The following is a 25865-nucleotide window of genomic DNA, read 5'->3' as shown; positions in this document are numbered from 1 at the left end:
CGCTCCCCTCCACCATTAGGCTGAAAGACTGCTGAGATCCTCGTCCTCATAGCCGATAATCCGAGCGTAATCCTGAGGCACGACATGCCAGAATTGCGGCAAAATATCCTCCCAAGCATGGAGTAAGCTCGCGGCATAGGCACTGCCCGTTTCTGTCACATGCCGTTCTACCAAACGACGAAGCTCATCCGCCCAGCGCGATACGGTGACACGCTTCCACGTTAGCGTATCGCCATTGACACGGGAGGCGAACCCGCCATCAATATCCAGAACATAGGCCGTTCCACCAGTAAAGCCCGCACCGAAATTATCACCAACCTTACCCAAAACAACCACGGTGCCACCGGTCATATATTCGCAGCCATTAGACCCGCAGCCTTCCACGACCGCCACAGCACCGGAATTCCGAACCGCAAAGCGCTCGCCGGCCTGCCCTGCCGCAAACAGCGCCCCTGCCGTCGCACCATACAGAACTGTATTGCCGATAATGGAATTCTCAGACGACTCCCAATGCGCCGCTTGGCTTGGGCGCAACACCAACGTCGCCCCGGATAGTCCCTTACCGACATAGTCGTTTGCATCGCCTTCCACATCAATCCGCAGACCATGCACAGCAAAAGCGCCCAAAGACTGCCCTGCAGAGCCACGCAACGACAAGGTTAGATGCCCTTCAGGCAGGCTATTCATGCCAAATTTACGCGTAATCAACGACGAAATCCGAGTGCCTACAGCACGATGCGTGTTCCGCACATCATATTGCAGATGCAGCTTTTCACGCCGTTCAAAAAGCGGCCGTGCATCATTGATGATCTGTGCATCCAGCGTATCAGGCACGGCATTACGCCCCTCACGCGTGCAGTAGCGCGCATAACCGCCTGGATCTGCCTGCACGAGCAACGAGTTAAGATCCAAATCGTCCAAATATTCCGCACCACGATAAACCTGATGCAGCATATCCGTTCGTCCGATCACATCCGTCAGTGATCGCACACCGAGGCGAGCTAGAATGGTGCGAACGTCTTCGGCAATCAGCGTGAAGAGATTAATGACCTTCTCGGGTGATCCTTCGAACTTCTTACGTAGGTCTTCATCCTGTACACAAACACCAACCGGGCAGGTATTCGAGTGGCACTGCCGCACCATAATGCAGCCCATCGCGACAAGCGCTGCCGTCCCAATACCGAACTCCTCAGCCCCCAGCATGGCTGCGATCACCACATCACGCCCGCTCTTAATCCCGCCATCAACACGCAACACAAGGCGATGACGGAGGCGGTTGAGCATCAAGACCTGATGCGCTTCACTCAGCCCCATCTCCCACGGCAAACCTGCATGGTGAATGGAGGATTGAGAACTCGCCCCCGTGCCACCTGAATGGCCAGAAATCAAAATAGCGTCAGCTTTGGCTTTCGCCACACCCGCCGCAATCGTTCCAATCCCTGTGCGCGCCACAAGCTTGACGGTGACGGTTGCATCAGGGTTGATCTGCTTGAGGTCATAAATGAGCTGGGCAAGATCTTCGATCGAGTAAATATCATGATGCGGTGGGGGTGAGATCAACGTCACACCCGGCGTTGCATGACGCAAGCGGGCAATTAACTCCGTCACCTTAAAGCCGGGCAACTGCCCACCTTCACCTGGCTTGGCACCTTGTGCGACCTTAATCTCAATCTCACGACAATCATTGAGATATTCGGCAGTCACACCAAAACGCCCGGAAGCCACCTGCTTAATGGCCGATGAGGCATTATCACCGTTAGGGCGTGGATATGCCCGTGATGGGTCTTCTCCCCCCTCGCCCGAATCAGACTTCGCACCAATGCGGTTCATTGCAATCGCAAGCGTCTCATGTGCTTCGGGGCTGAGTGCCCCCAGCGAGATCCCCGGAGCGACCAAACGACGGCGGATTTGGGTAATCCCCTCTACATCGTCCACGTCGATTGAGCGAGCCGATGTGCGAAAATCCAGCAAATCACGCAGCGCAATTGGTGGTTGAGCCCGCAATGCCTCACTATAGCGACGATAAAGCTTCGAGCTATTGGCCGTCACGGCTGTTTGGAGCAAATGCACCACGGTAGCTGACAGGGAGTGCACCTCCCCTTTCGGGCGGATTTTATAGCGTCCGCCAACCGGCAGGGTGACAACACCCTCCTGACCCCATGCTTTTTTATGCGCATGCAGCACATGACGCGCGATCCCCGACAGACCAATGCCGGAAATACGCGAGGCCATACCGGGGAAGAACTCCGACACCAGGGCACGAGACAGCCCCACGGCTTCAAAGTTATACCCACCCCGATAAGAAGCCACGAGCGAAATCCCGGCCTTGGACATGATCTTGAGCAGACCCTTATCCACCGCTGTGCGGTAACGCTGCATCGCTTCGCCCATCGTCATGCTGCCCAGAAGGCCACGACGCACACGGTCTGCAATGCCATGCTGTGCAAGCCACGGATTAACCGTGGACGCCCCGACACCAATCGTCACCGCAATACCATGCACATCGAGCGTTTCGGATGTCCGCACATTGACCGATGTAAAGGTACGCAAGGACTGGTTGATGAGGTGACGATGCACCGCCGCTGTCGCCAAAATCATCGGCACAGCCACACGCTCAGCCCCGCTATGCTCATCAGTAAGGAAGAGATGGCTACAGCCCCCACGCACCGCATCTTCTGCCTGACGGCTCATCTCTGTCAGCGCGCGACGTAAACCGTTCTCGCCCCATTCAATAGGGAAGGTGCAATCAATCACCGCCCCTTGCGTATCGCATACCTGACGAAGTTTATCGAACTCACCATTGGTCAAAATAGGACTGGAAAGCTGAAGAAGGCGGCACTGGCTTGATGCTTCTTCCAAAATATTCCCAAGGTTCCCCATGCGTGTAATGAGGCTCATCACACGCGTTTCCCGCAAGCTATCAATTGGCGGGTTCGTCACCTGACTAAACCCTTGGCGGAAATAATGCGCCAAACCTCGATAATGACCCGACAACACCTGAAGTGGTGTATCATCCCCCATAGAGCCGATAGCTTCCGCCGCATTGGCAACCATAGGCTGAAGGATGGTTTCCATCTCTTCATAGGTCAGGCTTACCGCGAGCTGACGACGACGAAGCTCTTCAACCGCGAGTGCCCCTTTTTCATGAACATCGGCAAAAAGCGGACTGATGTCCTGAATTTGGTCAACCCAACGTTCAAAATCTTGCCGTGATGCCAGAAGCTCCATCACGTCATCAGGCGCGTAGAGCTGTCCTTCTTCCAAATCCAACGCCAATGTCTGCCCCGGCCCTAAGCGCCCGCGTTGCAGCACAGATTCATCAGGAACACGCACCATGCCGGTTTCAGAGCCAACAATCAGTAAGCGATCTTTGGTGATGCTATAGCGCAATGGCCGCAGCCCGGCACGATCTAGCCCCGCAATCACCCAGCGCCCATCAGTACCGCACAGCGCAGCCGGTCCATCCCACGGTTCAATCACTGCATTACAATAGCGGAAGAACGCCTTCACTTTTGGAGGCATAGACGAATTCGCACCTGCGGAAGCCGGCACGAGCAACGCCTTGGCCGCCGTAGCGTCACGCCCAGCGAACGTCAGAAGCTCGAAAATATTATCCAAGGCCGCCGTGTCAGACCCTGCGACTTGAACAACAGGTTTAAGCGCATCCATATACGGGTCAAGATCAGGGTGAGACAGACGCGTTTCATGCGCACGCATCCAGTTCACATTACCTGATAGCGTGTTGATCTCACCATTATGGGCAATTTTGCGGAAAGGCTGCGCTAATTTCCATGTTGGGAAAGTATTGGTCGAATAACGTTGATGATAAATCGCAAAACGCGACACAAAACGTTCATCCAGCAAATCTGGGTAAAAATCTGTTAGATTTTCAGCCAGAAACATCCCTTTATAAATCACAGAACGGCATGACAGCGAGCAGATATACACATCGACATGCGCATGAGCGGCGGCCTTCTCAATTCGCCGTCTGATGACATACAGATCACGCTCAAACGTTTTATCGTCACGCCCTAGCGTGTTGCGGATCATGATCTGTTCAATTTCTGGCCGTGTCTCATTGGCTTTTTCGCCAATATAAGACGTGTCGATAGGCACCTGACGCCAGCCATAAATCCCGTAACCGAATTTTAAAATCTCGGTTTCAATAATCTGACGACCACTCTCTTGCGCCCCTAAATCTGTACGCGGAAGAAAGACCATACCGACAGCAATGCGCCCTTCAACCACGACATCACCACCGCTATAAATAGCCGCAGCAAAGAAGTTTTGTGGGATCTCAACATGAATACCCGCACCATCTCCGGTCTTCCCGTCGGCATCCACAGCGCCGCGGTGCCAGAGATTCCCCAGCGCTTCGATCCCAGCCTTGACGACAGAACGTGTTGGCGCCCCATCAAGAGCAGCAACAACCCCAACACCACACGCATCATGCTCTTGAAGCGGATCATACACACCGCGCAGACGCTCAATATTGTCCTGATACTCACGAACAAACGTACGATCTGACATTATGCATTCTCCTGAACAGGCTGTGAGGGGGTTGTCTTATGAGATAGATGCGTGTGGATAGCCGCCGCCGCGTCACGACCATCACGGATCGCCCAGACCACTAAGCTGGCCCCACGCACAATATCGCCACCTGCAAACACACCAGAAAGGCTCGTCTCATACCCTCCTGTTGGCACTTTTAGCGTGCCCCATGGCGTCACCGCGAGCTCCGGCTCATGCCATTGACCTGGCAAATCTTCTGGCTCAAACCCTAGGGCGCAAATAACCATATCTGCCCGCAATGTATTATGCCCCCCAGATGGCTCGACCATACGCCGCCCCTGCTCATCAGCGGCACCAAGGCGCATCTCTTTGAGGCGCACGGCATGAACATGATCCTCACCAATAAATGCTTCAGGAGCAGCGAGCCACTGGAAGTAAGCCCCCTCTTCTTCTGCATTCGCGACCTCTTGGCGGGAGCCGGGCATATTGTCGCGATCCCGACGATAGGCGCAGGTAACTTTTTCCGCCCCTTGTCGAATGGCAGTGCGCATGCAGTCCATCGCGGTATCGCCCCCGCCAATAACAACCACATGCCGCCCTTTCGCGTTCAGCTCCTCTGAAGGACTATGGGACTCTTTAAGGTAATCCAGAGCATCAACGACCCCGTCCATCCCCACACCGGGAACCTTCACCTGACGGGAGCGATACACACCCGTTGCTAAAAAGACAGCATCATGACGTGAGCGGAGCGTCTCAAGAGATAACTCACCATCCTTAGAGCCAATAGCTTGGCCGAGATGGAACATAATCCCCTGCTCTTCAAGCAGACGCCATCGACGCTCAACGACCTCTTTGTCCAACTTAAAGCTAGGGATACCATACATCAGCAACCCGCCCGGCTTATTCTGACGCTCATAGACATGAACCTCATAGCCTTTCGCGCGCAAGCGCTCCGCGCATGCAAGCCCGGCGGGGCCTGAACCAACAATACCAATGCTCTGCCCACGGTCATGATGAGGGAGAGCAGGCTTCACCCACCCCTCTGCAAATGCTGTCTCTGTAATGAAGCGCTCGACAGCACCGATCGTTACGCTGCGAAACCCTTTATGGATCACGCAATTGCCTTCACACAGACGATCCTGCGGGCAGATACGGCCACAAATTTCTGGAAAGCTATTGGTAGATGAAGAAAGCTCATAAGCTTCTTCCAGTCGTCCACTCGCCGCTAAGCGCAACCATTCGGGAATGACATTCTCAAGTGGACAATGCACCGCACAAAAGGGAATTCCACATTGAGAGCACCGTGATGCCTGTTCTTCAGCCCGTTCTAGTGAAAAACCTTCATAAATTTCGCGACCATCATGCCGACGCTCCGATGCAGGACGTTTCTCTGGAGGATGCTGAGAGCAGCTTACAAAACGCAACATTTTCTCAGTCATGAGCGCAATCTCCTTCGCGACAACGCCCGCACTACCGACGGAACGCACAGCACATCTAACTATAAATCTATGAGGCAAAACCCTCGCTGGCTTCACGATATACGCTGAAATAAACAAATGAATAGGCAGCAATACTTACCTTTTTCATCAACAGAATATATCCATTGTTTATAAATGAGAATTATTCACAACAAAATAAGTCCGTTTTGGCCCTACTTCTTCTCCTGCTCTTTTTTAACCTTTCATGCATTTTGCATATTGACGGCCTCCCCTCAGATGCGTAGAAAGCACCTCACCAGCTCGATAGTCGTCACGACAAATCGAGAGCCTCTTTGCCCAGATGGCGGAATTGGTAGACGCGCAGGCTTCAGGTGCCTGTGTCCTTCGGGACGTGGAAGTTCGAGTCTTCTTCTGGGCACCATATAAGCCACCATAATTTTAGATGGCTTATCTTTCCTCTTTATTATTATCTGGTGACACCATGAACGATCCGCGTAACGTCGTCATTCATCTTCATGACGGAGACCTGCCGGACGCTCTAGACCTTGGGTCGGTGGTTGCCATTGATACTGAGACAATGGGGCTCAACCCTCATCGTGATCGGTTGTGTCTTGTTCAGCTTTCTTCAGGCAATGGAGAGGCCCATCTCGTCCAAATTAAGCCAACCCGCCTTGGTGGACGAGGCTATGATTGCCCCAACCTGAAAAAACTCCTCACAGATTCTTCTGTAACCAAGCTGATGCATTTCGCACGTTTCGATGTTGCCGTCTTACAGCATAATCTTGGCATTACGCTTACCTCTGTCGTCTGCACAAAAATTGCAGCGCGGCTTGTTTATACCTTTACCGATCGTCACGGCCTCGCTTATCTTTGCCGTGAGCTTCTCGGTATTGAACTCTCCAAACAGCAGCAAAGCTCTGATTGGGGAGCAGTAAACCTTACAGAAGACCAAAAGCGCTATGCTGCTGCCGATGTTCTTCACCTTCACGCATTATGGGGAAAACTTGAGGCGATGCTCATTCGTGAGGAACGCCGCGACCTCGCCCAAGACTGCTATAACTTCCTGCCGACACGTGCCAAGCTTGATTTGCTAGGCTATGATGTCTCGGACATTTTTGCACACCGCGCCTAACGCGGATTGTGGTTGTGTTATGACTGCTCAACCCCTCACAGCAGCCCGTAAAGCCCTCACCGTAGAGCGTGAAGGGCTAGAGCGCCTTGAACAGGCGCTTAATGGGCCTTTAGGTGTTGCGCTTGAGCACGCTGTTACACAGATTTTGGCTGCTCCCGGCCGCCTTATCATTACTGGTATCGGGAAATCGGGACATATTGGACGCAAGATTCAAGCAACATTAGCCTCTACAGGCACTCCCGCCCTTTTCCTCCACCCTGCTGAAGCCGCACATGGTGACCTAGGCATTATTCAGCCCGGCGATATTGTCTTAGCTCTCTCCAGCTCCGGTGAAAGTGTTGAGCTCGCCCCTCTCCTCGCTTTTGCCGCTCATAATGCTCTCCCTCTCATTGGGATAACGTCAGCAGCGGCATCTTCTCTGGGGCGTGCCTCTACAGTCTGCCTAACTCTCCCCCCTGCGCAAGAAGCGTGCCCTCTTAATCTCGCTCCAACAACATCATCGCTCCTGCAACTCGCTCTTGGCGATGCGCTTGCTATTGCTCTCATGGAGCACCGTCGTTTCACCGCGCATGATTTCAGCCGCCTTCATCCTGCAGGACAAATCGGGGCACGTTTACGTCCTGTCCGCGAGCTCATGCATACGGGAACATCCATGCCTCTTGGCTCCCCCACTTTACCGCTGCGTTCAGTCATTATCGAAATGACGCGCAAAGCATTCGGTTGTATGGGGGTTATTGACCATGACAGGCGGTTCTGCGGCCTCATCGCGGATGGTGACTTACGCCGTGCTTTGAAGCGTGATCTTGATCGCACCACCGCAGCGGACATCATGAATCCAAACCCGTTAACGACCAGTCCTGGAACGTTGATGCAAGATGCGCTTCATCAAATGCACGATCGCGCTGTACCTGTCAGTAGCCTGTTCGTGCTTGATGACCAACAGCGTCCGCTTGGTATTTTACATCTGCATGACTTTTTGCAAGCAGGTGTTCTATGACGGACAAACCCTCTCCACATCGTGAGGATTTCACTCATAAGCAGGGAAGCGAGCCCCTGCGCAAACTAGATGCACTCCGCAAAGCCGCATTCCAACGTGTGCGTCGCCCTCCAACACCCAAAGCGATGGCACGCCGCCGCTCGCGCCTTACTCTGGCGAAATGGGCGCTACCGTCACTCGCTGGGGTTTTGCTGGCCTCTATCGCCATTTGGCCAGAGCTTAACCATCTTGTTCATCAAGACCGCGCCATTCTTCGTGAAATGCGCCAGCTTCATATCGATAGTGGAGCTATGGAACATGCTGTCTATCGCGATATTGATTCGCATAATCACCCCTATACACTGACAGCACAGACCGCTCGCCAACTTGGCGATGATCGTATTAACCTTAATCATCCCGAAGCGGATATCATGCTGCCTCGTGGGGAATGGATGCATATCCGTGCCGATCGCGGCGTTTACCTACAGCATGAACAAACCCTCAACCTTGATGGGCACGTGGTCATGTACCGTAATGATGGCACGCTTTTAAACACCCCATCGGCTGATATGGATATGAAACAACAAGTCATCACAACCCATGAGTGGGTGCATGCCGAAGGGCCTTTTGGAACCCAAGACGCCCAGAGTGCGTTTCTTGACCAAGAAGAAAACATTGTTCAATTTATGGGACCGGGTTTAACCAACCGTTTTAATGATTTAACACCTCACCCCCCTTCTGTTTCGACGAATAAAAGGCCATAAAGGAGGCATGATGCGTTCTTCTTTTTCTCTCTTTCTGGCCTCCTGCACGGCGTTTGCGGCGCTTTGTTCCTCTGCATTCGCGGCGTCAACTGCTGTTGGGCCCAAAACGCCTGACCGCTCTCACGGTCAGGTGGTTCATCTCTATTGGAAAAAAGAAGAAATTTACGACCGGAATCAGCAAACCGTTACCCTGACAGGAGGGGCGCGGGCACAACGTGGCGACATTACCGTCGATGGTGATGTGCTGATCGGGTACCTTCGCCATAAAGCCGCTAACCCTGCAGCTCCTAAAAAAGACAACGCCTCAGGTGATTCTTCTATGGAGCTTTACCGCGTAGAGGCCCGTGGACATGTGCATGTGTACAATCTACGTGACCAAGGTTGGGGCGATCACGGGCTTTATGATGTGGATAAAGCCGTTATGATCATGACCGGTAAAAACATGAAGTTCACCACGCCACGCCAAACAATGACGGCTCGTGACTTAGTGGAGTATTACCCCAATACGCATGTCTCTATTGGACGTGGAGAGGCGACAGTCACCACGACAGATGGCCATCGCATTATTGCTGATGTGCTGGAGGCTATTGGACTTTCTAACCAACAGAAAGCGCAAAATGCCGCTGATGCCGCACGTTCTGGGCAGGCACCATCCAATTCGAGCCTTGACCGTGCTTATGGGTGGGGCCACGTCGTTATCCGCACCCGTAACCAAGTTGCTACGGGGGACCGTGGCGTTTATCTCTTCGGCCCTCAGCTCGCGCGTCTCATTGGCCATGTTCATGTGACACAAGGGCAGAACCAGAATAATGGGTCACAAGCGATTGTGGATATGAAGACCGGCATTTCCCACATGCTTCCCGGCACGGACTCCCCCATTCAGGGGCTTGTTGTTCCCAATGAGGCCAATCAATAATGGACACTGACCTCCCATCTTATCTCAATAAAGGGCTCGCTGCTCGTGGCATCGGCAAGAGCTATAAAAAGCGAGCCGTCGTGCAGAATGTCTCGCTCCATGTACAACGTGGCGAGGCTGTTGGCCTGCTTGGGCCTAATGGCGCTGGGAAGACTACAAGTTTCTACATGATTGTCGGCCTCGTTCCGGCTGACACAGGCAGTATCACCCTTGAAGGGTCTGATATCACACCGCTCCCTATGTACCAGCGCGCCCGCTTAGGGGTTGGCTACCTCCCACAAGAAGCAAGTATCTTCCGTGGACTGACGGTTGAGCAAAATATCATGGTTGCGCTGGAAGTGATCGAATCCGATCGTGATAAACGCCAAGAAATGCTTGACGGGCTCCTCGCTGAATTCGGGATTACGCGTTTGCGTCGCTCCCCAGCCCTTGCTCTCTCCGGTGGGGAACGACGCCGCCTTGAGATTGCCCGCGCTCTCGCAAGCCAGCCCAATTATATTCTATTAGATGAACCACTAGCTGGGATTGACCCCATTGCTGTGAGCGAGATTCGAGACCTTGTCTCTCACCTCAAAGACCGCGGGATCGGTGTGCTTATTACCGATCATAATGTGCGCGAAACACTTGAGATTATTGACCGTGCCTATATCCTCCATAGTGGAAAAGTCCTTATGGAGGGCACGCCTGAAGCCATCGTCGCTAACGAAGATGTACGCCGCGTTTATCTTGGCGAAGCCTTCAGCCTTAAATAAATCGCACAGCCTTTATAGGCATTCCCTCTGCGCTTCCTAATGCAAAAGCGCAGGGGTTAGCTCATTATCAACCATGGCTTGGAGAGCACTTGCTTCGTCTTCCATGATTGCCATAGGTGTTCCATCAGCAGCATGAATAGCGACCCGAAGAGCGCCGTCCTGTATGACAGAACGGCAATAAGCGACTTCGGATATTCCTAATGTGCGCAATTCCTGCCCGGTCATGGCCCGCGTACGGGCCAATAAAAACTCTAATGAAACAGTGGGTGTTTCTTTCTCATCGCTCAATATCAAACCCTCCTGCATATTCCGTAGGAAGCCCTAACTCTCGCACAGAACGCATACGCTCACTCGGTTCAGCAGAAGACGGAGCGGGAGGCTCTTTCCCCTGTTTACCTTGCGCAATAGCGATATGCCGAACACGCACTTCCGGCTCCGGGCGCAAAAGGTCAATATGAAGCAAGCCATTATCAAGCCATGCTCCAGCGACCTCAATGCCTTCAGCTAAGACAAAAGCCTTGTGGAATTGACGTGCTGCAATACCACGATGGAGGAACACACGTCCCTGACTATCGTCCGCTTGTCGGCCACGAATGACGAGCTGATTATCTTCTTGAGTAATCTGCAAATCATCCATCACAAAGCCTGCAACCGCGAGCGTAATGCGCAGCGCCGTGTGGCTGAGCTGTTCAATATTATAGGGTGGATACCCATCCGAAGTTGATTTTGACGCACGTTCAAGCATTTGTTCCAGATGGTCGAAGCCAAGAAACATGGGGGATGTAAATAAACGACTAGACACAGATAATACGCCTCCTCAAGGAGCGAGACCAACATGAGAGAACCCCAACATGGGCATTCCCTTGCTGATAAGCATATGTGGTTTTGTAACGACTTTTCAAGCAAACAACAGAAGCAGGTTGTTGAAAGGCTGGCATTCATCGCTCTGCCTCGCTAAAATCTCTCTCATGAATGATCTGGATTTTCTCAAAACGATTGAGGATGTAGACCCAACGTCCATCCTCGTCGCCCCCGCGCCTGTCTTGAGGCAACAAGCACGCGAGGTCACCCCTGATGACGTGCGCGCCGTGCGCGATGCACTCCCAGGCATGTTCTCTGCGATGTATAAAGCCCCGGGCATCGGTCTTGCCGCTCCCCAAGTTGGGATCAGCCAGCGCTTCGTACTCGTTGACGTTGCACGCGAAGACGAAGAACGCGCCCCTATGGTACTCATTAACCCGGAAATCATTGATGAGAGCGAAGACCTCGCCGCTCGTGAAGAAGGCTGTTTGTCTCTTCCCAATCAATATGCCGAGGTTGTCCGCCCCGACGCTGTCAAAGTGCGCTACCGCACGCTTGCTGGGGAGGTGATTGAGCAAGAAGTGGATGGGCTACTCGCCACCTGCATTCAACATGAGATTGACCATCTTGATGGCATTCTTTTTGTTGATTATCTCTCCAAACTCAAACGCAATATGATCTTGCGTCGCTTGGCCAAAGAACAAAAGCGGAGATAACGCGCCTTATGCGGCTCATCTTTATGGGCTCGCCAGATTTTTCTGTGCCAGCTCTGCATGCTCTTCGTGATGCCGGCCACGATATTGTGGCCGTATACACTCAGCCTCCTCGCCCAGCGGGACGCGGGAAAAGCCTGCGTCGCCAGCCCGTGCATGAAGCAGCCGATGCGCTCGGCTTATCGGTGCGCACCCCTGCTCGTCTTCGGAATAATCACGAAGAGCATGAAGCGTTTGCTGCCCTCAACGCAGATGCTGCGATTGTCGCCGCTTATGGTTTGATCTTGCCTCCGGCCATTCTTAACGCCCCCCGCAAAGGCTGTTTGAACATTCATGCAAGCCTTCTACCTCGCTGGCGTGGTGCCTCCCCCATTCAATCAGCCATCCGTGCAGGCGATCGCGAAAGCGGTGTGTCCATTATGCAGATGGATGAAGGGCTCGATACAGGTGCGGTGCTGCTAGAAGGCCGCACACCCATTACGCCAGACGATACAGCAGGCACCCTGCATGACCGCCTGTCAGAACTTGGCGCACAACTGGTCGTCAAAGCCCTCGCAGACTCTCCGACAGCCACTGCACAAGATGATAGTCAAAGCTGTTACGCCCCGCGCTTAAGTCGCACGGATGGACAGATTGACTGGACACGCTCTGCCCATGAGATTGACCAGCAGATCCGTGCGTTCACCCCTTGGCCTGGCAGCTTCACCCATTATAAGGGCCAAGTCCTCCGTATTGGGGCCGTTACACCCTTAGAGACCCCCTCTTCCGCTCTGGCCGGCACGATGATCAATCAAGAGCTACATGTTGCCTGTGGTAAAGGCGTTGTGCGTATTGACCGCCTGCAAAAGCCCGGCCGTGCCATGATGGATAGCGCCGCTTTTCTCCGTGGGAACAGTCTTTCGACGGGAGATCGCCTTGATTGACGATAGCGCGCCGCCCCATGTGCGCCGTTGGGCTATTCGCGTTGAGTTTGATGGCCGGCATTATGTCGGCTGGCAGCGCCAAAAAAGCGGTCTCTCTGTTCAACAACTCATTGAAGAAGCCGCCTACCGCGTGGCTGCGAACCGTCCTGTTAGCAGCATTACGGCTGGACGAACCGATTCAGGTGTTCACGCTGCCGGTCTCGTGGCGCATCTAGACTTCCCCGCAGAAGCCAATATCACCGCCAAAGCCGTGCGGGATGGGATCAATTATCACCTAAAACCCCACCCGATTGCTATTTTGGAAGCAGCACTCGTTCCGCCCCACTGGAATGCGCGTTTCTCAGCCACATGGCGGCGCTATTGCTACACCATTCTCAACCGCCCTGCACGACCGGCGCTCTTGGATGGCACTGTTTGGCATATTCGCCAGTCTCTTGATCTGGATGCCATGCAACAAGCCGCGAACTATTTGATCGGCTGGCATGATTTCTCTTCTTTCCGTGCAGCAGCATGCCAAGCGCGGGACGCTCTGCGTACATTGGACGAGCTGAGCATTACACGTCAAGACGATAAGATTCTGATCCATACGCAAGCACGGTCTTTTCTGCACCATCAAGTTCGCAATATGGTTGGTACACTGGCTCTTGTTGGTAGCGGCCAATGGCCAGCCGAACGCGTCAAACAGGCTCTTGAGGCAAAAGACCGTTGCAAAGCGGGCCCAACGGCTCCGGCTGATGGCTTATGTTTGATGGATGTCGGCTATCCTGAAAACCCGTTTGATCCCTCATAACGGGTTTTCATCCGCCTCTTAAACGCCAAAGCGTTCCATGAAATGTTGGTAAATCTGCGTCAGCTCTTCGAGCGACTGGACGCCAACATGTTCGTCACATTTATGCATTGTTTCCCCAACAAGGCCAAACTCTGCAACTGGTGCATAATGGGTCATAAAACGTGCATCTGACGTCCCGCCGCCTGTATCAAGCTTTGGCTCACGCCCCGTCACGTCTTTTACCGAAGCACTGAGCTGCTGGACGGCTTTTCCCGGCTCCGTCAAAAACGATTCCCCGCTCACAGCAATTGACACGGACGCTTTCGGCGCCCAGCGCGCAACGACTTCTTTAATCCAAGAAGCCAAACTCTCACCGCTATGGCGGTCATTAAAACGGATATTTAAGCGCGCCTGTGCCTCACCGGGGATGACATTCGTTGCTTTGTTGCCCACATCAACACTGACAACCTGAAGCGATGACGGTGCGAACCACTCGCTTCCTTCATCAAGACAGCGTGCCGTCAGCTCATGAAGAGCCGAGATGAGACGATGCACAGGATTATCGGCCAAATGCGGATAAGCCACATGTCCTTGCACACCCGGAACCGTAATCACGGCATTAAGACTGCCACGCCGGCCAATTTTAACCACATCCCCTAATGCGGAGGGATTAGTCGGCTCTCCCAACAGGAAGAAATCTGGGATTTTATCCTGCTCTTTCATCCATTGAAGCACAGGTTTTGTGCCAAAATGGGCAGGCCCCTCTTCGTCCCCTGTAATCAGGAACGACAGCGTGCCTTTGAGCGAATTTTGCTTAAGATGACGCGCCACAGCCGCGACGAAGCAGGCAATACCGCCCTTCATATCCGCTGTGCCGCGCCCGTAAATCCGCCCATCACGCACCACACCAGCAAAGGGATCATCCGACCATCCTTCACCCGGCGGCACGACATCTGTATGCCCAGCAAGACACAGAGACGGACGCCCCTGCCCCAGTTGAGCATAGAGATTAGGCGTTGGTGCCTCTTCTGGCCCGAAGTCCAGACGATGCACCTCAAACCCCATTCCCGCCAACGCGTCACTCACAACGCTCAGCGCCCCATCATCCGCGGGGGTTACCGAACGGCAACGGAGAAGCATTTGTAAAAACTGCAACGGGTCGGTCGGGAAAGAAGTCTCGCTCATGATCTTAGTCGCGCAACAGGTCGTTGATCGATGTTTTAGAACGTGTGCGCTCATCCACACGCTTCACGATCACCGCACATGCCAAAGCTGGACCACCGGGTGTCTTAGGAGGCAGCGTGCCCGGCACAACTACAGAGTACGCTGGAACACGACCCATATGGATGTCACCGGTTGCACGGTCGATAATCTTCGTCGATGCCCCAAGGAAAACCCCCATGGAGAGCACAGAACCACGCTCCACGATCACACCCTCTGCCACTTCAGAACGCGCACCGATAAAGCAATCATCTTCAATGATGACAGGAGCCGCCTGAAGAGGCTCTAGAACGCCACCAATACCGGCACCACCGCTGATATGGCAGTTCTTACCAATCTGCGCACAGGAGCCAACGGTTGCCCATGTGTCCACCATCGTGCCGCTTTCAACGCGGGCACCAAGATTAACAAAGCTTGGCATCAGCACCACACCCGGCGCGATATGCGCGGAACGACGCACAACCGCCCCAGGGACAGCACGGAAGCCTGCCTTAGCGAAGTCCTCTTTGCCCCAACCGGCAAATTTCAACGGAACTTTATCAAAGCCAGGCGCCCCACCGCAGGCATTAGCCATTGGCTCTGAGTCATAAAGACGGAAGGACATCAGAACAGCTTTTTTCAGCCATTCATGAACCACACGACCTTCTGACGTATTTTCTGCAACGCGGAACGTGCCGTTATCCAGTCCGGCAAGAGCGGCTTCAATCGTTTCGCGAGCGCTGCCCTCTGTCTTGGAGTTAAGGCTATCACGGTCTTCCCAAAGGGCGTCAATGCTGGCGCGAAGAGCATCATGCTGCATGAAAATAATCCAACTTCTTTAGATGAAAATAGCAGGCCGAACCATGCGCGGAGTTGAGGTGGAAGTCAACATGGACACCCACTCTCAACATCCTCCGATCCCCTCTTTAAGAGGCTTTGATCAATGTCCCCGGCCCAGCCCGCGTAAAGAGCTCCAGCAAGCAGGTGTGAGGCACACGACCATCCAAAATAACCGCCGCTTTTGCGCCTGCTTGTACAGCTTTCAGGCAGGTCTCAACTTTAGGGATCATTCCCCCCGTGATATGCCCTTCCCGGATGAGGCGCTTCGCATCGTCTGCGCTGAGTTCTTCGATGCGTTTACCGTTTTCGTCCAACACACCGGGCACATCCGTCAGCATTAACAAGCGTGATGCCTTAACCGCACCTGCAACAGCCCCGGCTGCTGTGTCAGCGTTAATATTATACGTTTCCCCGTTCGGCCCTGCCCCAACAGGCGCCACAACCGGAATAAGCCCAGCCCCGAGCAACGCATACAAGACGCGAGGATCAACCGTCTCCGGTGTTCCTACATAACCAAGATCAACGTCTTCTGCGTGCTCTCCCACACGACGTGTATGATGAAGCTTCCGTGCTTGAATGAGACGCCCATCACGCCCAGAAATCCCAGCAGCTAGAGCGCCAGCACGGCTAATTAAATCCGCCACACGCTTATTAACGGTGCCAGACAACACCATTTCGATCACCTCGACAACGGATTGATCCGTCACACGCAGCCCATCAATAAACTGCGATTCGATAGCAAGCTTTTTCAAAACAGCATTAATCTGCGGGCCGCCACCATGTACAATGATGGGATTGATACCGACCTGCTTCAGCAGCGCAACATCACGTCCAAATGTTGCTGCCAGACCATCCTCTACCATAGCGTGACCACCATATTTCACCACGATGGTATCACCCGCATATTGCCGCAAATAAGGCAGTGCACCCGCCAAAATAGCCGCCTGCTGCTGCTCGCCCAGTGCCTCGGCTGTTATGAGCTCTTCTGGTGCAGACATGGATTTATGAGAATCGGAAGAAGGCTCTGTCATGGTTCGAGGGGTCCTTACTGGCGGGGAGAAGCAGGCTCAGCAAAACGCGCCATCATCGCGCGCAAATCAGGTATTCCAAGCCCTGTTGTGCTGCTAGTCGGAAGAACATGGGGATAAGCAGCCGCATGGGCGGCCACGACGGCCTGCGCCTCTTCAACACGAGCGCGCAAGGCGGCTTCAGAGAGATAATCGCATTTCGTCAACACGATCTGGAAAACAACGGCAGCCTTATTGAGAAGCTCACACACCTCACGGTCTGACTTTTTCAACCCAATACGACCATCAATCAGTAACACGACACGCTCTAACGTTGGACGTCCACGTAGATACGCAAACATCGTGCGTTGCCAATCCTCTTTGACCGCCTTAGCAGCTTTTGCAAAGCCATAGCCGGGCATATCCACCAAGGTAAGACGCCCAGCTAGGTTAAAAAAGTTCAACTGTTTGGTGCGTCCAGGCTCAGAAGAGGCGCGCGCCAATGCACGACGGTTCGTCAGCGCATTGATAATGCTTGACTTGCCAACATTGGAACGCCCCGCAAAAGCAATTTCAGCACGGCCAATCTCCGGCAATTGCTCCAGTGATTGCGCACCGTAGAAGAAATCACACTCACCTGCGAAAAGGCGACGGCCCTCTTCCACCTCTTCTGCTGTCAGCTCTCCGGGGAGTTCCTTCACGTTGGTCATTCCTCTCAGCGCTTCACCGGCTTCGGCAGCTTGGTGTGATTTTGAATATAATACTGCTGCGCAAAGGTCAGCAGGTTATTCCATGTATAATACACCAAGAGGCTCGCCGGGAATCCCGACATAATAAATACGTAAACCAGCGGCATAAACTGCATGATACGTGCCTGAGCTGGATCCATACTCACCATGCTCTGACGCTGCATAAGCCAGAACGTCACACCCAACGCTGTGCCCCAGATGCTTACATGCAGGAAGGATGCAAGCTGGGTCGGGTCATAGGGAATGAGTCCCAACAAATTAAGCAGATTTGTCGGATCCGGCACGGACAAATCACGAATCCACCCAAAGAAAGGCGCATGGCGCTCATCAATGCTGATATTAAGCATTTTATAAAGACAGAAGAAGATCGGCATCTGGATCAAGATCGGCAAACAGCCACCCGCCGGATTAATCTTTTCCTCTTTATACAGCGCCATGATCTTCTGGTTCATCGCCATCGGATCATCTTTAAACTTCTCGCGTATTTCCGTCACTTTCGGAGCAACTAAGCGCATCCGCGCTGCAGAAGTTGCCGCTTTGGATGCAAGCGGGAAGAAGACAATCTTAACAATCAAGGTCAGTGCCATCAGAGCCAGACCGAAATTGCCGATATGCACATAAAGCCAATGCAGCAGATAAAGAATGGGGCGTGTAATAAAGCTAAACCAGCCAAAGTCGATCGCTTTATCAAAATCTGGCAGCTTTAACTTCTCTCCATAGGTCTGAAGCAAACTGGGAACTTTTGCACCGGTAAATAGATGACTTGCAAAGCCAAGCGTTGCACCCTGCTGAACCAACTGTGGGTCACGGCTTGCAAAGGTAACCTGATAAGAACCACCACGGCCTAGCTGTGGGTCATAAGCATAACGTGCTGAGACTTGGGCCCCCGCATCAGCACCAATCGCTGTTAGCCAGTATTTATCTGTAATGCCGCCCCAGCCACCTTGGCCTGTCGTTTGCCATGATACATGCTCAGGCGCATCGCTGCCTTTCCGCAGGTTTTTATATCCATTATCAGCCAATGTCCCATTCATGACCGCAATTGGCCCTTCATAGGCTGTTAAAGAGCCCGTATCAGCCGGAAGATAGTCACGTTGCACACGCTGGAACGGATAAACAGAAACAGGTTGGCCAGACTGGTTACTCACCTCCTGCTGCACATCAAACATGTAATGATCATCCAAACTCAGATGAATCTGGAAGGTCACCCCCGCTCCATTGTCCCAATGCAAGGTAACGGGCTTGCCAGGAGCAAGCTCTGTTGCCTCTGTTTGCCACTCTGTTGCCGCATCTGGAAGGCGCGTTGTATAGCCTGGCGCATTGTGCCAACCAATAACGAGATAGCTTGGGTGCTCGCTCGTTGCGCGATCCAGCAGACGCACGAGAGGGCTATCTTTAGCCAGTGTCTCACGATAACGCGTCAATACAAGGTCATCGAGCCGAGCGCCACGCAGATTAAGCGAGCCCTTTACATCAGCCCCTGCAATCGTCAGGCGACGAGCTGGCTTATCAGCCAAAGACGCATCATCCTGCTTTGCTTCTTGAGAGGTTGGCACCGGTGCTGGCGCAGATGTCTGCGCAGGCGTTGAACTATGGGAGGATTCTTGGTGCGGTGGTTTCGGCATAAAATAGTTGAAACCAACCAAAATTATGGCCGAGACAACAATGGCCAAAAGAGTGCGTTTGCTACTTTCCATCGGGCTAAGGCCGCTCTTTCATCTTACTGGAGGGCGAATTTCTCTCTTCAGTGACGGAAAAAAGCCCTCAAAACAATAGCTGACGTGATTTTCCTATAAGTTTTCATCATCACTCAGCACCACAATGCGCGATAGACCGCCACTCAAACGCTATTTTTCTTTAAGGAGGCGGATCAATGCCACCTTCATGAAAAGGATGACAGCGCATGAGTCGACATATAGTCAGCCATCCCCCTCGAAAAGGCCCATGCCGCTGGATCACCACCAAAGCATACGCGCTACAGGTTGGATGAAAACGACAGTTACGCCCTAACAAAGGACTAATCGCGAGGCGATAAAAACAGATGAGACTCAGAAGGACAAATGAGAGAATTCGCCTCACAGGAACGCTACTTGTGTGCGTCGCTCAATGCCAAAACAGCTTTTTGGACATCTTGCTTTAACTTCTCAAAAGGTCGACTCCGCGTCGCCGCACGCCCAATAAAAACGAGCTGCCCTCCTGAAAGACCATGCTCTTGGACGGTAAGACGCAAAGCCTCCCGTAACCGGCGCTTTGTCCGATTACGAATAACGGAATTACCGACTTTCTTCGTAACCGTAAAACCGACAGACGCCGCTTGCGCCCCCTGACATGGCAAAACTTGCGCAATCAAACCGGGGGTCACAATCTTGCGGCCCTTTCGGGCCACATATAGAAACTGCGACCGCTTCTGAAGGCGGTCAGGCTGTTTCATGATTAGGCAGACAGTTTCTTACGTCCTTTTGCGCGGCGGTTCGCTAGAACGCGACGGCCACCAACAGTTGCAGAACGCGTACGGAAGCCGTGACGACGCTTACGAACCAGGCGGGAAGGTTGATACGTGCGCTTCATGATTATTCATCCTCTAAACAACAAACACGCCCGCAAAAGCGCGTATAGGAACAGGGCGTGCTACACGACACCCTTCTACATTCGTGTGGAGCTTGTAAGGCTGCTCTTCAAGACTGTCAATCCTGTTCCCACGTTATACAGTCTTCTTCAATAATGTTCATGATATATCGCGTCTTGAGTACTGCAATTTTTCTTTGCAAAAGCGTCGCCTCCATCCCTTGTCGTACCCGTCCCTAATCCGCTAGGGGGCAAGGCTCCTGCTTTATCATTGAGCGCTTTTGACCGCTGCTGTCCTTTCATCCCCCCAGACCGAGGAAAGACGCGTGACACATTCCCCTTCGCCGCTTGCGTATATGCGCGACCATATTTCAACAATGGATCAATGGTTAAGCGAGAAGCTTCCTACGCTTCGCACGGCTCACGATATTATCACGCTTGGCCACGCTATTCTGCGCCAATGTGAGCAGGTTGATGCCCATCTTCAAGAAATCCGCCCTACCCCTCCTCTTGCATGCCGGGAGGGCTGCGGCACGTGCTGCCATAATCGCATCGAAGTCAATCCGCTGTGGGCTTTCGTAACATTAGACCACGCTCAAAAGACACTTTCAGAAGAAAAGTTACGCATCATTGAAGAGCGCTTGGACAATGAAGCTGCTTTCTGCCCTTTCCACTTTAATGGTGCTTGCTCCATTTATGAAAACCGTCCACCTGTCTGTCGTGGCTATTATAGCTTTGACTTAGCACTCTGTCTCAAGGGCCACTATTGCGAAGAGGAAAAAGGCTATCAGGGTGATGACGCTCACGCAGCTCATCAGAATATGATTTTCCTTTTCGTTTTGGAAGATCACCTCAAAAATGCCGAACAAGCACTCAACCTTGACGCTGGCCCGGTCTTTTTAGACGATGCCGTCGCTGCCCTATTAAAAACAGATGACAACACCCAAAAATGGCTTAAAGGCGATCGTCTCTTTTCTGACAACACCGCCTCATAACCCTCCATTATGTTTTGAGGGCGTCTTATCCATAAAAAAAGCCCAGCACCGTAATGGGCTGGGCTCTATTACATCGCTGACATCTCTACATTAGGCGTCAGGCTTTTCAATCAGCTCAATTTTATATCCGTCAGGATCTTCAACAAAGGCGATAATAATCGTCCCAAATTTCAAAGGCCCTGCCTCACGGGTAACCTTCCCGCCGCCTTGCCGTATCTCTTCAACGGTTGCAGCAACATTAGGAACGCCCACCGCAAAATGACCAAAGCCACTACCGATCGTATAATCTTCGGTCTGATCCCAATTATACGTCAACTCGATTTCTGCTTGACCGTGAGCATTATCGGTAAAGCCGATATAAATGAGCGTATAGCGGCCTTCACGCACCTCACTGCGACGCAGCTCCTTCATCCCCAAGAGGCGATAGAAAGCAAGGCTGCGGTCAATGTCACGAATACGAACCATCGTATGTAGATAACTACTCATACGCTTTTACATCCTTCCAAAACGATCATGATACACGCGGCGCGTAACCATATAAGAAGAGCCCTAAACGGTCTGCTTCTTTTACACATTCTTGTTTATTCATAAGGAGCGTGCCACCAGCCGCAAAAGCGATGCCACGCAGACCCGCTTCGGCCGCACGCCGTACTGTCTCCGCTCCTAACGCGGGCATATCAGCACGAAGTTCCTGACCCGTTTTAGGCATCTTTAGCAGGATACCACCGACGCCTTCTTGCTTCAACGCTCGACATCGTTGCAGCATACCATCGGTTCCTTCTAGAGCCTCTACGGCCAAGACAAGACCATTTTGCACAACACACCCTTGGCCAATATCAAGAGGGGCCATAACACGCAACACACGAGCAGCACGTTCCATATCACGATGCGCTTGCTCATCAGGCTCAATCCGGCCTAGCGCTCCTCTCGGCCCAAGCTCGTCATGAAGAAATTCATGCGCGCCCCGTACGGCAAATCCTTTTTCTTCTAATACCCGCACCACAGAGGCAAGCAATCCATCATCGCCGCTAAAAACAGCACGCCCTAACCGCATAAGGATACGCGCCCCTTCGGCATCAGGTTTAAGGTCACGCCATGCAGGCCGTTTAATCGGCCCAATCAGCACAAGCTCGCGGCAATGATGCGCACGAAACGCGTCCAAGATCTCACCAGCAGCGGCAAGACGACAGAAGCGATGAGGAAAAGGGGATAAAAGCTCAGGGTTCGCAAACCCCGCGATTCCGACAAGGAAGACTGCTCTCCCTTGCCGTTGCACAGCCTGGGCAAGCTGCGCAGGAAGAGGGCCTCCACCCGCAATAATGCCGACAGTTTCACGCGTCTTCACGAACGCACTCACCCGGCATCACGGTCAATTTGTTCCATAAGAGTACGGCTGGCAGCCCGTGTCAGCCCTCGTTGCGAAGGAGCCTCCATAAAAACAAGCATTTCGGCAACACGGTCAATATGACCATACCGCTCCCGCACATCATCCATACGCTGGCGCAAAACACGCCCCTCAACGCCCGCTCTTGGATAAAGATGGCGAAAGGCGCGACGCATCAGCTGAACTTCTTCAGCACTCACCCCTGAGCGCTTCAAACCAACCCAGTTAAGCCCAACAAGACGGGCGCGATTACCAAGGACACTCCCATAAGGCAGGACATCCATCTCTACCCCACAAAGCCCACCAACGACAGCGCCACGACCAATCCGCACAAATTGATGAATCGCTGCAGACCCCATAATACGCGCGCCATCTTCAATGGAGACGTGCCCACCCATGACAACATTATTCACGATAATGACGTGATCACCCAACACACAATCATGAGCGACATGAGCATTAGCCATCAGAAGGCAATCATGCCCAATACGCGTTTCCCCATGTGCCTGGGATGTCCCACGATGGACGGTGACACTTTCTCGTAAAATAGTCCGTGCGCCAATATGACAGCGGGTTGGTTCACCAGCATATTTCAGATCCTGCGGTGCAAGGCCAATCGTTGCAAAGGGATAAACCTCCACCCCATCGTCAAGGGTCGTATGCCCATCTACGATCACGGAAGCATGCAACCGCACACCGTCACCCAAACGAACATGAGGACCAATGCAACACCACGGACCAATTGCAACATGACGACCTAAAGAAGCATTTGGATCCACGATAGCTGTTGGATGTATCTCACATTGAACCGCTTGGTCCGCCATGTCCTCCATGAAATTAGTCCACGATCATCGCACTAAAAGATGCTTCCGCAACAGAGACGTCATCAACACGTGCAACACCACGGAACCGCCATACATTCCCGCGCGCACGTTCTTTCTTGACGTGGATACGAAGCTGATCTCCGGGCCCAACAGGACGACGGAACTTAGCATTCTCTACCGTCATGAAATAAACTAGCTTCCCTTCGAAAGCTTCCCCCAGCGTCAGCACAACCAACGTGGCCGCCGTCTGAGCCATCGCCTCAACAATCAAAACGCCCGGCATAACAGGGCGTGACGGGAAATGCCCTTGAAAGAACGGCTCATTCATGGTGACATTTTTAATGCCAACCGCTGATTCAGCCGCTTTAATTTCTTCCATCTTATCAACCAGAAGAAAAGGATAGCGATGCGGAATCGCTTTCATGATCTGCTGGATGTCAACGCTCTCGGGAACCTGATGCGTCAGCTCAGTCGCTTCGTCCACTACCTCTACCTTCCTACCATTCTCACCAGAAGCTTACCGCTCTCCGCTTAAGCAAGACGAACGGCATGTGAACGTTATCTATCAAAACTCGATAGAAAAAACCATCATGAAGGTTTCTTTCGCGAAAGTTTCCGTAGCGTCGCTACATTACGGAAAAATTCTCTAAAAGGCATTGCAGGGCTTCCAATAACATCAGCGCCCGCTTCAACGTCGGACATAACGCCACATTGGGCACCAACACGGGCTTTTTCGCCAATATGAATATGCCCAATAAGCCCAGCTTGTGCCGCAACTGTCACAAAGTCTTCAAGCTCCGTCGATCCAGAAATTCCTGCTTGCGCAACGACAATGCAACACCGTCCCAATGTTACATTATGGCCAATCTGAACGAGATTATCGATGCGGCTTCCCCCACCGATCACCGTATCTTTCATAGAGCCACGATCGATGGTTGAATTTGCACCAATTTCCACGCCGTCGCCCAACAGGACACGCCCTAACTGTGGAACAGTCTCAAACCCATCCGGCCCAACGGCAAATCCAAACCCATCTTGCCCAATACGCACGCCTGGGTAGAGAACAACCCGTTCTCCTAAAATCGCGTGAGAAACAGTAACATGAGAACCAATCCGGCACCCCGCTCCTATTTCTACGGCTGCGCCAATCGCCACGTGCCCCGCAATGACACAACCATCACCAATACGCGCCCCATCACCAATGGTCACGAATGGGCCAATCTCGACATTCTCACCGATCTCGACATTTTGCCCAATGATAGCACTTGGATGACGCACAGACCGTGAAGGAACGATAGGGTGGAACAAACGCGCTACGCGTGACCACGCTAAATAGGGACTCTCACACACCAAAGGAACGGTATCTGAAGGAACCGAATCAGCAAACGCACGGGAGACAACAATAGCCCCAGCGTGCGTCTCTTTTAAAAGAGGTAAATAGCGGCGGTTATCAAGAAAGCTGATATGCCGTTTAGTCGCTGTATGAAGAGGAGCTACCCCCTCATACTCAACCGCCTCCTCTGCGCCATGGTCTCGTGGAAGACCTATGGCCTGTTTGACATCCGCTAGGGAAAACGGCCCTCGTCTCTGGAAAAAAGCCCCCTCTCCGGGGAAAGACGCTGACATAGCCGCCTCCTCTAGCTTGTTATGTCTAACCTATTAATGTCGGCGCAGCACTGATGTTGACGCCTGAGGCTGAGCGGACGTACCGCTTTGTTGTGGTGCTGACGCAGCCTGACGCATCATGCTTTCTTCATCAGCCGTGGTGGCCATTTTCCCAGAACGCGCAAGCTCTTCTGGATCGGCACCATCATCGGGAATGAAAACATGTGGGAGCACTTGGTTCAAGTGGCTTGCCACTTCCTCGGTAATATCTTGGCCATCCACATGCAACACAGCTTGCTCGGCATGTAAGATTAAATTCATGCCGCGTGCGGCCGCTACACGGGAGACAATCCCATCATGTTGCTCCAGCACACGTTCGATCTGATGGAACGCAACCTGATACGCTTCCTGAATGATACGCGCCTGATTGCCAAAAACATGCTGGTCTTTAGCGCGGCGTTCCTGCAAATGCCGCACGCGAATCTGAAGCTGATCAGAGGTCAGAGAGCGCGCCTGCACTTGCAGCTTCTGCTGCTCTCCTCGCCAAGCGGCTTCCTCTTTCTGCACTTCATGCGCTAAACGATCGCGACGCGCGCCAAGAACCTGCTGAATTTCTTGCGCTGCTGTAGAAAGCTGCATAACGCCCTGCACACTAATAATACCAATCGCCGCAGCAGGCGGTGGTGCTTCTTTCGCGATAGCAGGAGCTGCCGGAACAGGAGGAAGAGGCAAAACGGGCGGAGGATTCTGACCTCCTGCCCCATTATCTACAGGGCCCCCATCTCCTCCTGAGCCATCATCATCCATAGGCTCTGGTTCGGGAGCAGCCACTGGCGCAGCATGCCGTGGAGGCGCTGCTGGTGCTTGCTGACTTTTAGGAACAAACCATCCACCATTCCCCCCTTGTGCATAAGCATGCGTTAATGGGAGCATGGTCAGGGCACTTAAAGCTGTCAGTGTTCGGGTCAAAGAAAAGCGCGGCATAATCAATCTCTCTGC

Annotated in this window: 27 protein-coding genes and 1 tRNA gene; 10 read left to right on the top strand and 18 right to left on the bottom strand. The window is 52.9% G+C overall.

The genetic code is table 11. The features are described from left to right. Positions 1 to 15: 15 nt before the first annotated feature. Positions 16 to 4530 (bottom strand): glutamate synthase large subunit, encoded by a 4515-nt coding sequence (gene gltB / locus F457_RS0100685; RefSeq protein ID WP_018979202.1) that lies wholly within the window; start codon positions 4528 to 4530, stop codon positions 16 to 18. After that, entirely contained in the window at positions 4530 to 5951 is a 1422-nt protein-coding gene (locus F457_RS0100680) for an NAD(P)-dependent oxidoreductase (RefSeq protein ID WP_018979201.1), read from the bottom strand. The genes gltB and F457_RS0100680 overlap by 1 nt, the downstream gene beginning before the upstream one ends. Before the next feature lie 334 nt (positions 5952 to 6285). On the opposite strand from F457_RS0100680, the gene F457_RS0100675 reads away from it, so the two are divergent. The 6 genes from F457_RS0100675 (at position 6286) to lptB (ending at position 10491) form a co-directional block, all read left to right on the top strand. After that, positions 6286 to 6372, top strand: a tRNA-Leu gene (locus tag F457_RS0100675). A gap of 60 nt (positions 6373 to 6432) precedes the next feature. Next, positions 6433 to 7083, top strand: coding sequence for a ribonuclease D (locus F457_RS0100670; protein ID WP_026294051.1), 651 nt, complete (start codon positions 6433 to 6435; stop codon positions 7081 to 7083). A 19-nt stretch (positions 7084 to 7102) separates the two neighbouring features. After that, positions 7103 to 8080: a KpsF/GutQ family sugar-phosphate isomerase gene (locus F457_RS0100665; RefSeq protein ID WP_018979199.1), complete on the top strand. Its 978-nt coding sequence runs from the start codon at positions 7103 to 7105 to the stop codon at positions 8078 to 8080. Further along, the gene (lptC, locus tag F457_RS0100660; protein WP_018979198.1) at positions 8077 to 8823 is read left to right on the top strand and encodes an LPS export ABC transporter periplasmic protein LptC; all 747 of its coding nucleotides are present in this window, start codon (positions 8077 to 8079) and stop codon (positions 8821 to 8823) included. The genes F457_RS0100665 and lptC overlap by 4 nt, the downstream gene beginning before the upstream one ends. 10 nt (positions 8824 to 8833) lie before the next feature. Continuing rightward, a complete protein-coding gene (locus F457_RS0100655) occupies positions 8834 to 9739 on the top strand; it encodes an LptA/OstA family protein (RefSeq protein ID WP_018979197.1) in 906 nt (301 codons plus the stop codon). Continuing rightward, entirely contained in the window at positions 9739 to 10491 is a 753-nt protein-coding gene (lptB, locus tag F457_RS0100650; RefSeq protein WP_018979196.1) for an LPS export ABC transporter ATP-binding protein, read from the top strand. The genes F457_RS0100655 and lptB overlap by 1 nt, the downstream gene beginning before the upstream one ends. Before the next feature lie 36 nt (positions 10492 to 10527). Here lptB and F457_RS0100645 read toward each other — a convergent pair whose 3' ends face one another. Continuing rightward, on the bottom strand, positions 10528 to 10779 hold the full coding sequence (locus F457_RS0100645; protein ID WP_018979195.1) for a DUF1150 family protein: 252 nt from the start codon (positions 10777 to 10779) through the stop codon (positions 10528 to 10530). After that, the gene (locus F457_RS0100640) at positions 10769 to 11293 is read right to left on the bottom strand and encodes an Hsp20 family protein (RefSeq protein WP_018979194.1); all 525 of its coding nucleotides are present in this window, start codon (positions 11291 to 11293) and stop codon (positions 10769 to 10771) included. The genes F457_RS0100645 and F457_RS0100640 overlap by 11 nt, the downstream gene beginning before the upstream one ends. Positions 11294 to 11459: 166 nt before the next feature. Between F457_RS0100640 and def the strand changes: the two genes are divergently transcribed. Genes def through truA form a run of 3 tightly spaced genes read left to right on the top strand, consistent with a single transcriptional unit; the run spans position 11460 to position 13718 of the window. Continuing rightward, on the top strand, positions 11460 to 12008 hold the full coding sequence (gene def, locus F457_RS0100635) for a peptide deformylase (protein ID WP_026294050.1): 549 nt from the start codon (positions 11460 to 11462) through the stop codon (positions 12006 to 12008). 8 nt (positions 12009 to 12016) lie between these two features. Next, on the top strand, positions 12017 to 12928 hold the full coding sequence (gene fmt / locus F457_RS0100630) for a methionyl-tRNA formyltransferase (protein ID WP_018979192.1): 912 nt from the start codon (positions 12017 to 12019) through the stop codon (positions 12926 to 12928). Next, on the top strand, positions 12921 to 13718 hold the full coding sequence (truA, locus tag F457_RS0100625; protein ID WP_018979191.1) for a tRNA pseudouridine(38-40) synthase TruA: 798 nt from the start codon (positions 12921 to 12923) through the stop codon (positions 13716 to 13718). The genes fmt and truA overlap by 8 nt, the downstream gene beginning before the upstream one ends. An 18-nt stretch (positions 13719 to 13736) precedes the next feature. Here truA and dapE read toward each other — a convergent pair whose 3' ends face one another. From dapE to rpmH, 8 genes are all read right to left on the bottom strand, one after another. Continuing rightward, a complete protein-coding gene (gene dapE / locus F457_RS0100620; RefSeq protein ID WP_018979190.1) occupies positions 13737 to 14882 on the bottom strand; it encodes a succinyl-diaminopimelate desuccinylase in 1146 nt (381 codons plus the stop codon). Positions 14883 to 14886: 4 nt separating this feature from the next. Beyond that, positions 14887 to 15717 carry a 2,3,4,5-tetrahydropyridine-2,6-dicarboxylate N-succinyltransferase gene (gene dapD / locus F457_RS0100615; protein WP_018979189.1) on the bottom strand — a complete coding sequence of 277 codons (831 nt, stop codon included), beginning with the start codon at positions 15715 to 15717 and terminating at the stop codon, positions 14887 to 14889. A gap of 106 nt (positions 15718 to 15823) precedes the next feature. Further along, positions 15824 to 16768 (bottom strand): acetylglutamate kinase, encoded by a 945-nt coding sequence (gene argB, locus F457_RS0100610; RefSeq protein ID WP_018979188.1) that lies wholly within the window; start codon positions 16766 to 16768, stop codon positions 15824 to 15826. A 14-nt stretch (positions 16769 to 16782) separates the two neighbouring features. After that, the gene (gene yihA, locus F457_RS0100605; RefSeq protein WP_018979187.1) at positions 16783 to 17454 is read right to left on the bottom strand and encodes a ribosome biogenesis GTP-binding protein YihA/YsxC; all 672 of its coding nucleotides are present in this window, start codon (positions 17452 to 17454) and stop codon (positions 16783 to 16785) included. A 5-nt stretch (positions 17455 to 17459) separates the two neighbouring features. Next, complete coding sequence (gene yidC / locus F457_RS0100600; RefSeq protein ID WP_018979186.1) at positions 17460 to 19190, bottom strand: membrane protein insertase YidC; 1731 nt, start codon at positions 19188 to 19190, stop codon at positions 17460 to 17462. A gap of 160 nt (positions 19191 to 19350) precedes the next feature. Further along, positions 19351 to 19572 (bottom strand): membrane protein insertion efficiency factor YidD, encoded by a 222-nt coding sequence (yidD, locus tag F457_RS13470; RefSeq protein ID WP_083912680.1) that lies wholly within the window; start codon positions 19570 to 19572, stop codon positions 19351 to 19353. A gap of 7 nt (positions 19573 to 19579) precedes the next feature. Beyond that, complete coding sequence (gene rnpA / locus F457_RS0100595; RefSeq protein WP_373316375.1) at positions 19580 to 19927, bottom strand: ribonuclease P protein component; 348 nt, start codon at positions 19925 to 19927, stop codon at positions 19580 to 19582. Next, positions 19927 to 20061, bottom strand: a complete 135-nt coding sequence (gene rpmH, locus F457_RS0100590) for a 50S ribosomal protein L34 (protein WP_018979184.1) — start codon at positions 20059 to 20061, stop codon at positions 19927 to 19929. The genes rnpA and rpmH overlap by 1 nt, the downstream gene beginning before the upstream one ends. Before the next feature lie 323 nt (positions 20062 to 20384). Here rpmH and F457_RS13195 point away from each other — a divergent pair, with 323 nt between their 5' ends. Further along, positions 20385 to 21053 carry a YkgJ family cysteine cluster protein gene (locus F457_RS13195; protein ID WP_156809299.1) on the top strand — a complete coding sequence of 223 codons (669 nt, stop codon included), beginning with the start codon at positions 20385 to 20387 and terminating at the stop codon, positions 21051 to 21053. A 90-nt stretch (positions 21054 to 21143) separates the two neighbouring features. Here the strand turns inward: F457_RS13195 and gloA are convergent, their stop codons facing one another. The 6 genes from gloA to F457_RS0100555 all read right to left on the bottom strand — a co-directional run bounded on the left by gloA (position 21144) and on the right by F457_RS0100555 (position 25850). After that, entirely contained in the window at positions 21144 to 21539 is a 396-nt protein-coding gene (gloA, locus tag F457_RS0100580; protein ID WP_026294048.1) for a lactoylglutathione lyase, read from the bottom strand. Positions 21540 to 21564: 25 nt separating this feature from the next. Further along, positions 21565 to 22398 carry an LpxI family protein gene (locus tag F457_RS0100575; protein ID WP_040920571.1) on the bottom strand — a complete coding sequence of 278 codons (834 nt, stop codon included), beginning with the start codon at positions 22396 to 22398 and terminating at the stop codon, positions 21565 to 21567. An 8-nt stretch (positions 22399 to 22406) separates the two neighbouring features. Further along, complete coding sequence (gene lpxA, locus F457_RS0100570; protein ID WP_026294047.1) at positions 22407 to 23270, bottom strand: acyl-ACP--UDP-N-acetylglucosamine O-acyltransferase; 864 nt, start codon at positions 23268 to 23270, stop codon at positions 22407 to 22409. Positions 23271 to 23274: 4 nt separating this feature from the next. Next, positions 23275 to 23745 (bottom strand): 3-hydroxyacyl-ACP dehydratase FabZ, encoded by a 471-nt coding sequence (gene fabZ / locus F457_RS0100565; RefSeq protein WP_018979179.1) that lies wholly within the window; start codon positions 23743 to 23745, stop codon positions 23275 to 23277. Between the two features lie 104 nt (positions 23746 to 23849). After that, entirely contained in the window at positions 23850 to 24887 is a 1038-nt protein-coding gene (gene lpxD / locus F457_RS0100560; RefSeq protein WP_018979178.1) for a UDP-3-O-(3-hydroxymyristoyl)glucosamine N-acyltransferase, read from the bottom strand. A 33-nt stretch (positions 24888 to 24920) separates the two neighbouring features. Then, complete coding sequence (locus F457_RS0100555) at positions 24921 to 25850, bottom strand: OmpH family outer membrane protein (protein WP_018979177.1); 930 nt, start codon at positions 25848 to 25850, stop codon at positions 24921 to 24923. Positions 25851 to 25865 lie beyond the last annotated feature (15 nt).

The sequence above is a fragment of the Saccharibacter floricola DSM 15669 genome (assembly GCF_000378165.1).
GTDB lineage: Bacteria > Pseudomonadota > Alphaproteobacteria > Acetobacterales > Acetobacteraceae > Saccharibacter > Saccharibacter floricola.
Note: the sequence above shows the minus strand (reverse complement) of the source record. Positions and strands in the feature narration are given on the sequence as shown.

Coding starts and splice junctions, on each gene's coding strand:
- gltB (WP_018979202.1), bottom strand. CDS start 4,530: ATGTCAGATCGTACGTTTGTTCGTGAGTATCAGGACAATATTGAGCGT.
- F457_RS0100680 (WP_018979201.1), bottom strand. CDS start 5,951: ATGACTGAGAAAATGTTGCGTTTTGTAAGCTGCTCTCAGCATCCTCCA.
- F457_RS0100670 (WP_026294051.1), top strand. CDS start 6,433: ATGAACGATCCGCGTAACGTCGTCATTCATCTTCATGACGGAGACCTG.
- F457_RS0100665 (WP_018979199.1), top strand. CDS start 7,103: ATGACTGCTCAACCCCTCACAGCAGCCCGTAAAGCCCTCACCGTAGAG.
- lptC (WP_018979198.1), top strand. CDS start 8,077: ATGACGGACAAACCCTCTCCACATCGTGAGGATTTCACTCATAAGCAG.
- F457_RS0100655 (WP_018979197.1), top strand. CDS start 8,834: ATGCGTTCTTCTTTTTCTCTCTTTCTGGCCTCCTGCACGGCGTTTGCG.
- lptB (WP_018979196.1), top strand. CDS start 9,739: ATGGACACTGACCTCCCATCTTATCTCAATAAAGGGCTCGCTGCTCGT.
- def (WP_026294050.1), top strand. CDS start 11,460: ATGAATGATCTGGATTTTCTCAAAACGATTGAGGATGTAGACCCAACG.
- fmt (WP_018979192.1), top strand. CDS start 12,017: ATGCGGCTCATCTTTATGGGCTCGCCAGATTTTTCTGTGCCAGCTCTG.
- dapE (WP_018979190.1), bottom strand. CDS start 14,882: ATGAGCGAGACTTCTTTCCCGACCGACCCGTTGCAGTTTTTACAAATG.
- dapD (WP_018979189.1), bottom strand. CDS start 15,717: ATGCAGCATGATGCTCTTCGCGCCAGCATTGACGCCCTTTGGGAAGAC.
- argB (WP_018979188.1), bottom strand. CDS start 16,768: ATGACAGAGCCTTCTTCCGATTCTCATAAATCCATGTCTGCACCAGAA.
- yihA (WP_018979187.1), bottom strand. CDS start 17,454: ATGACCAACGTGAAGGAACTCCCCGGAGAGCTGACAGCAGAAGAGGTG.
- yidC (WP_018979186.1), bottom strand. CDS start 19,190: ATGGAAAGTAGCAAACGCACTCTTTTGGCCATTGTTGTCTCGGCCATA.
- rpmH (WP_018979184.1), bottom strand. CDS start 20,061: ATGAAGCGCACGTATCAACCTTCCCGCCTGGTTCGTAAGCGTCGTCAC.
- gloA (WP_026294048.1), bottom strand. CDS start 21,539: ATGAGTAGTTATCTACATACGATGGTTCGTATTCGTGACATTGACCGC.
- lpxA (WP_026294047.1), bottom strand. CDS start 23,270: ATGGAGGACATGGCGGACCAAGCGGTTCAATGTGAGATACATCCAACA.
- lpxD (WP_018979178.1), bottom strand. CDS start 24,887: ATGTCAGCGTCTTTCCCCGGAGAGGGGGCTTTTTTCCAGAGACGAGGG.
- F457_RS0100555 (WP_018979177.1), bottom strand. CDS start 25,850: ATGCCGCGCTTTTCTTTGACCCGAACACTGACAGCTTTAAGTGCCCTG.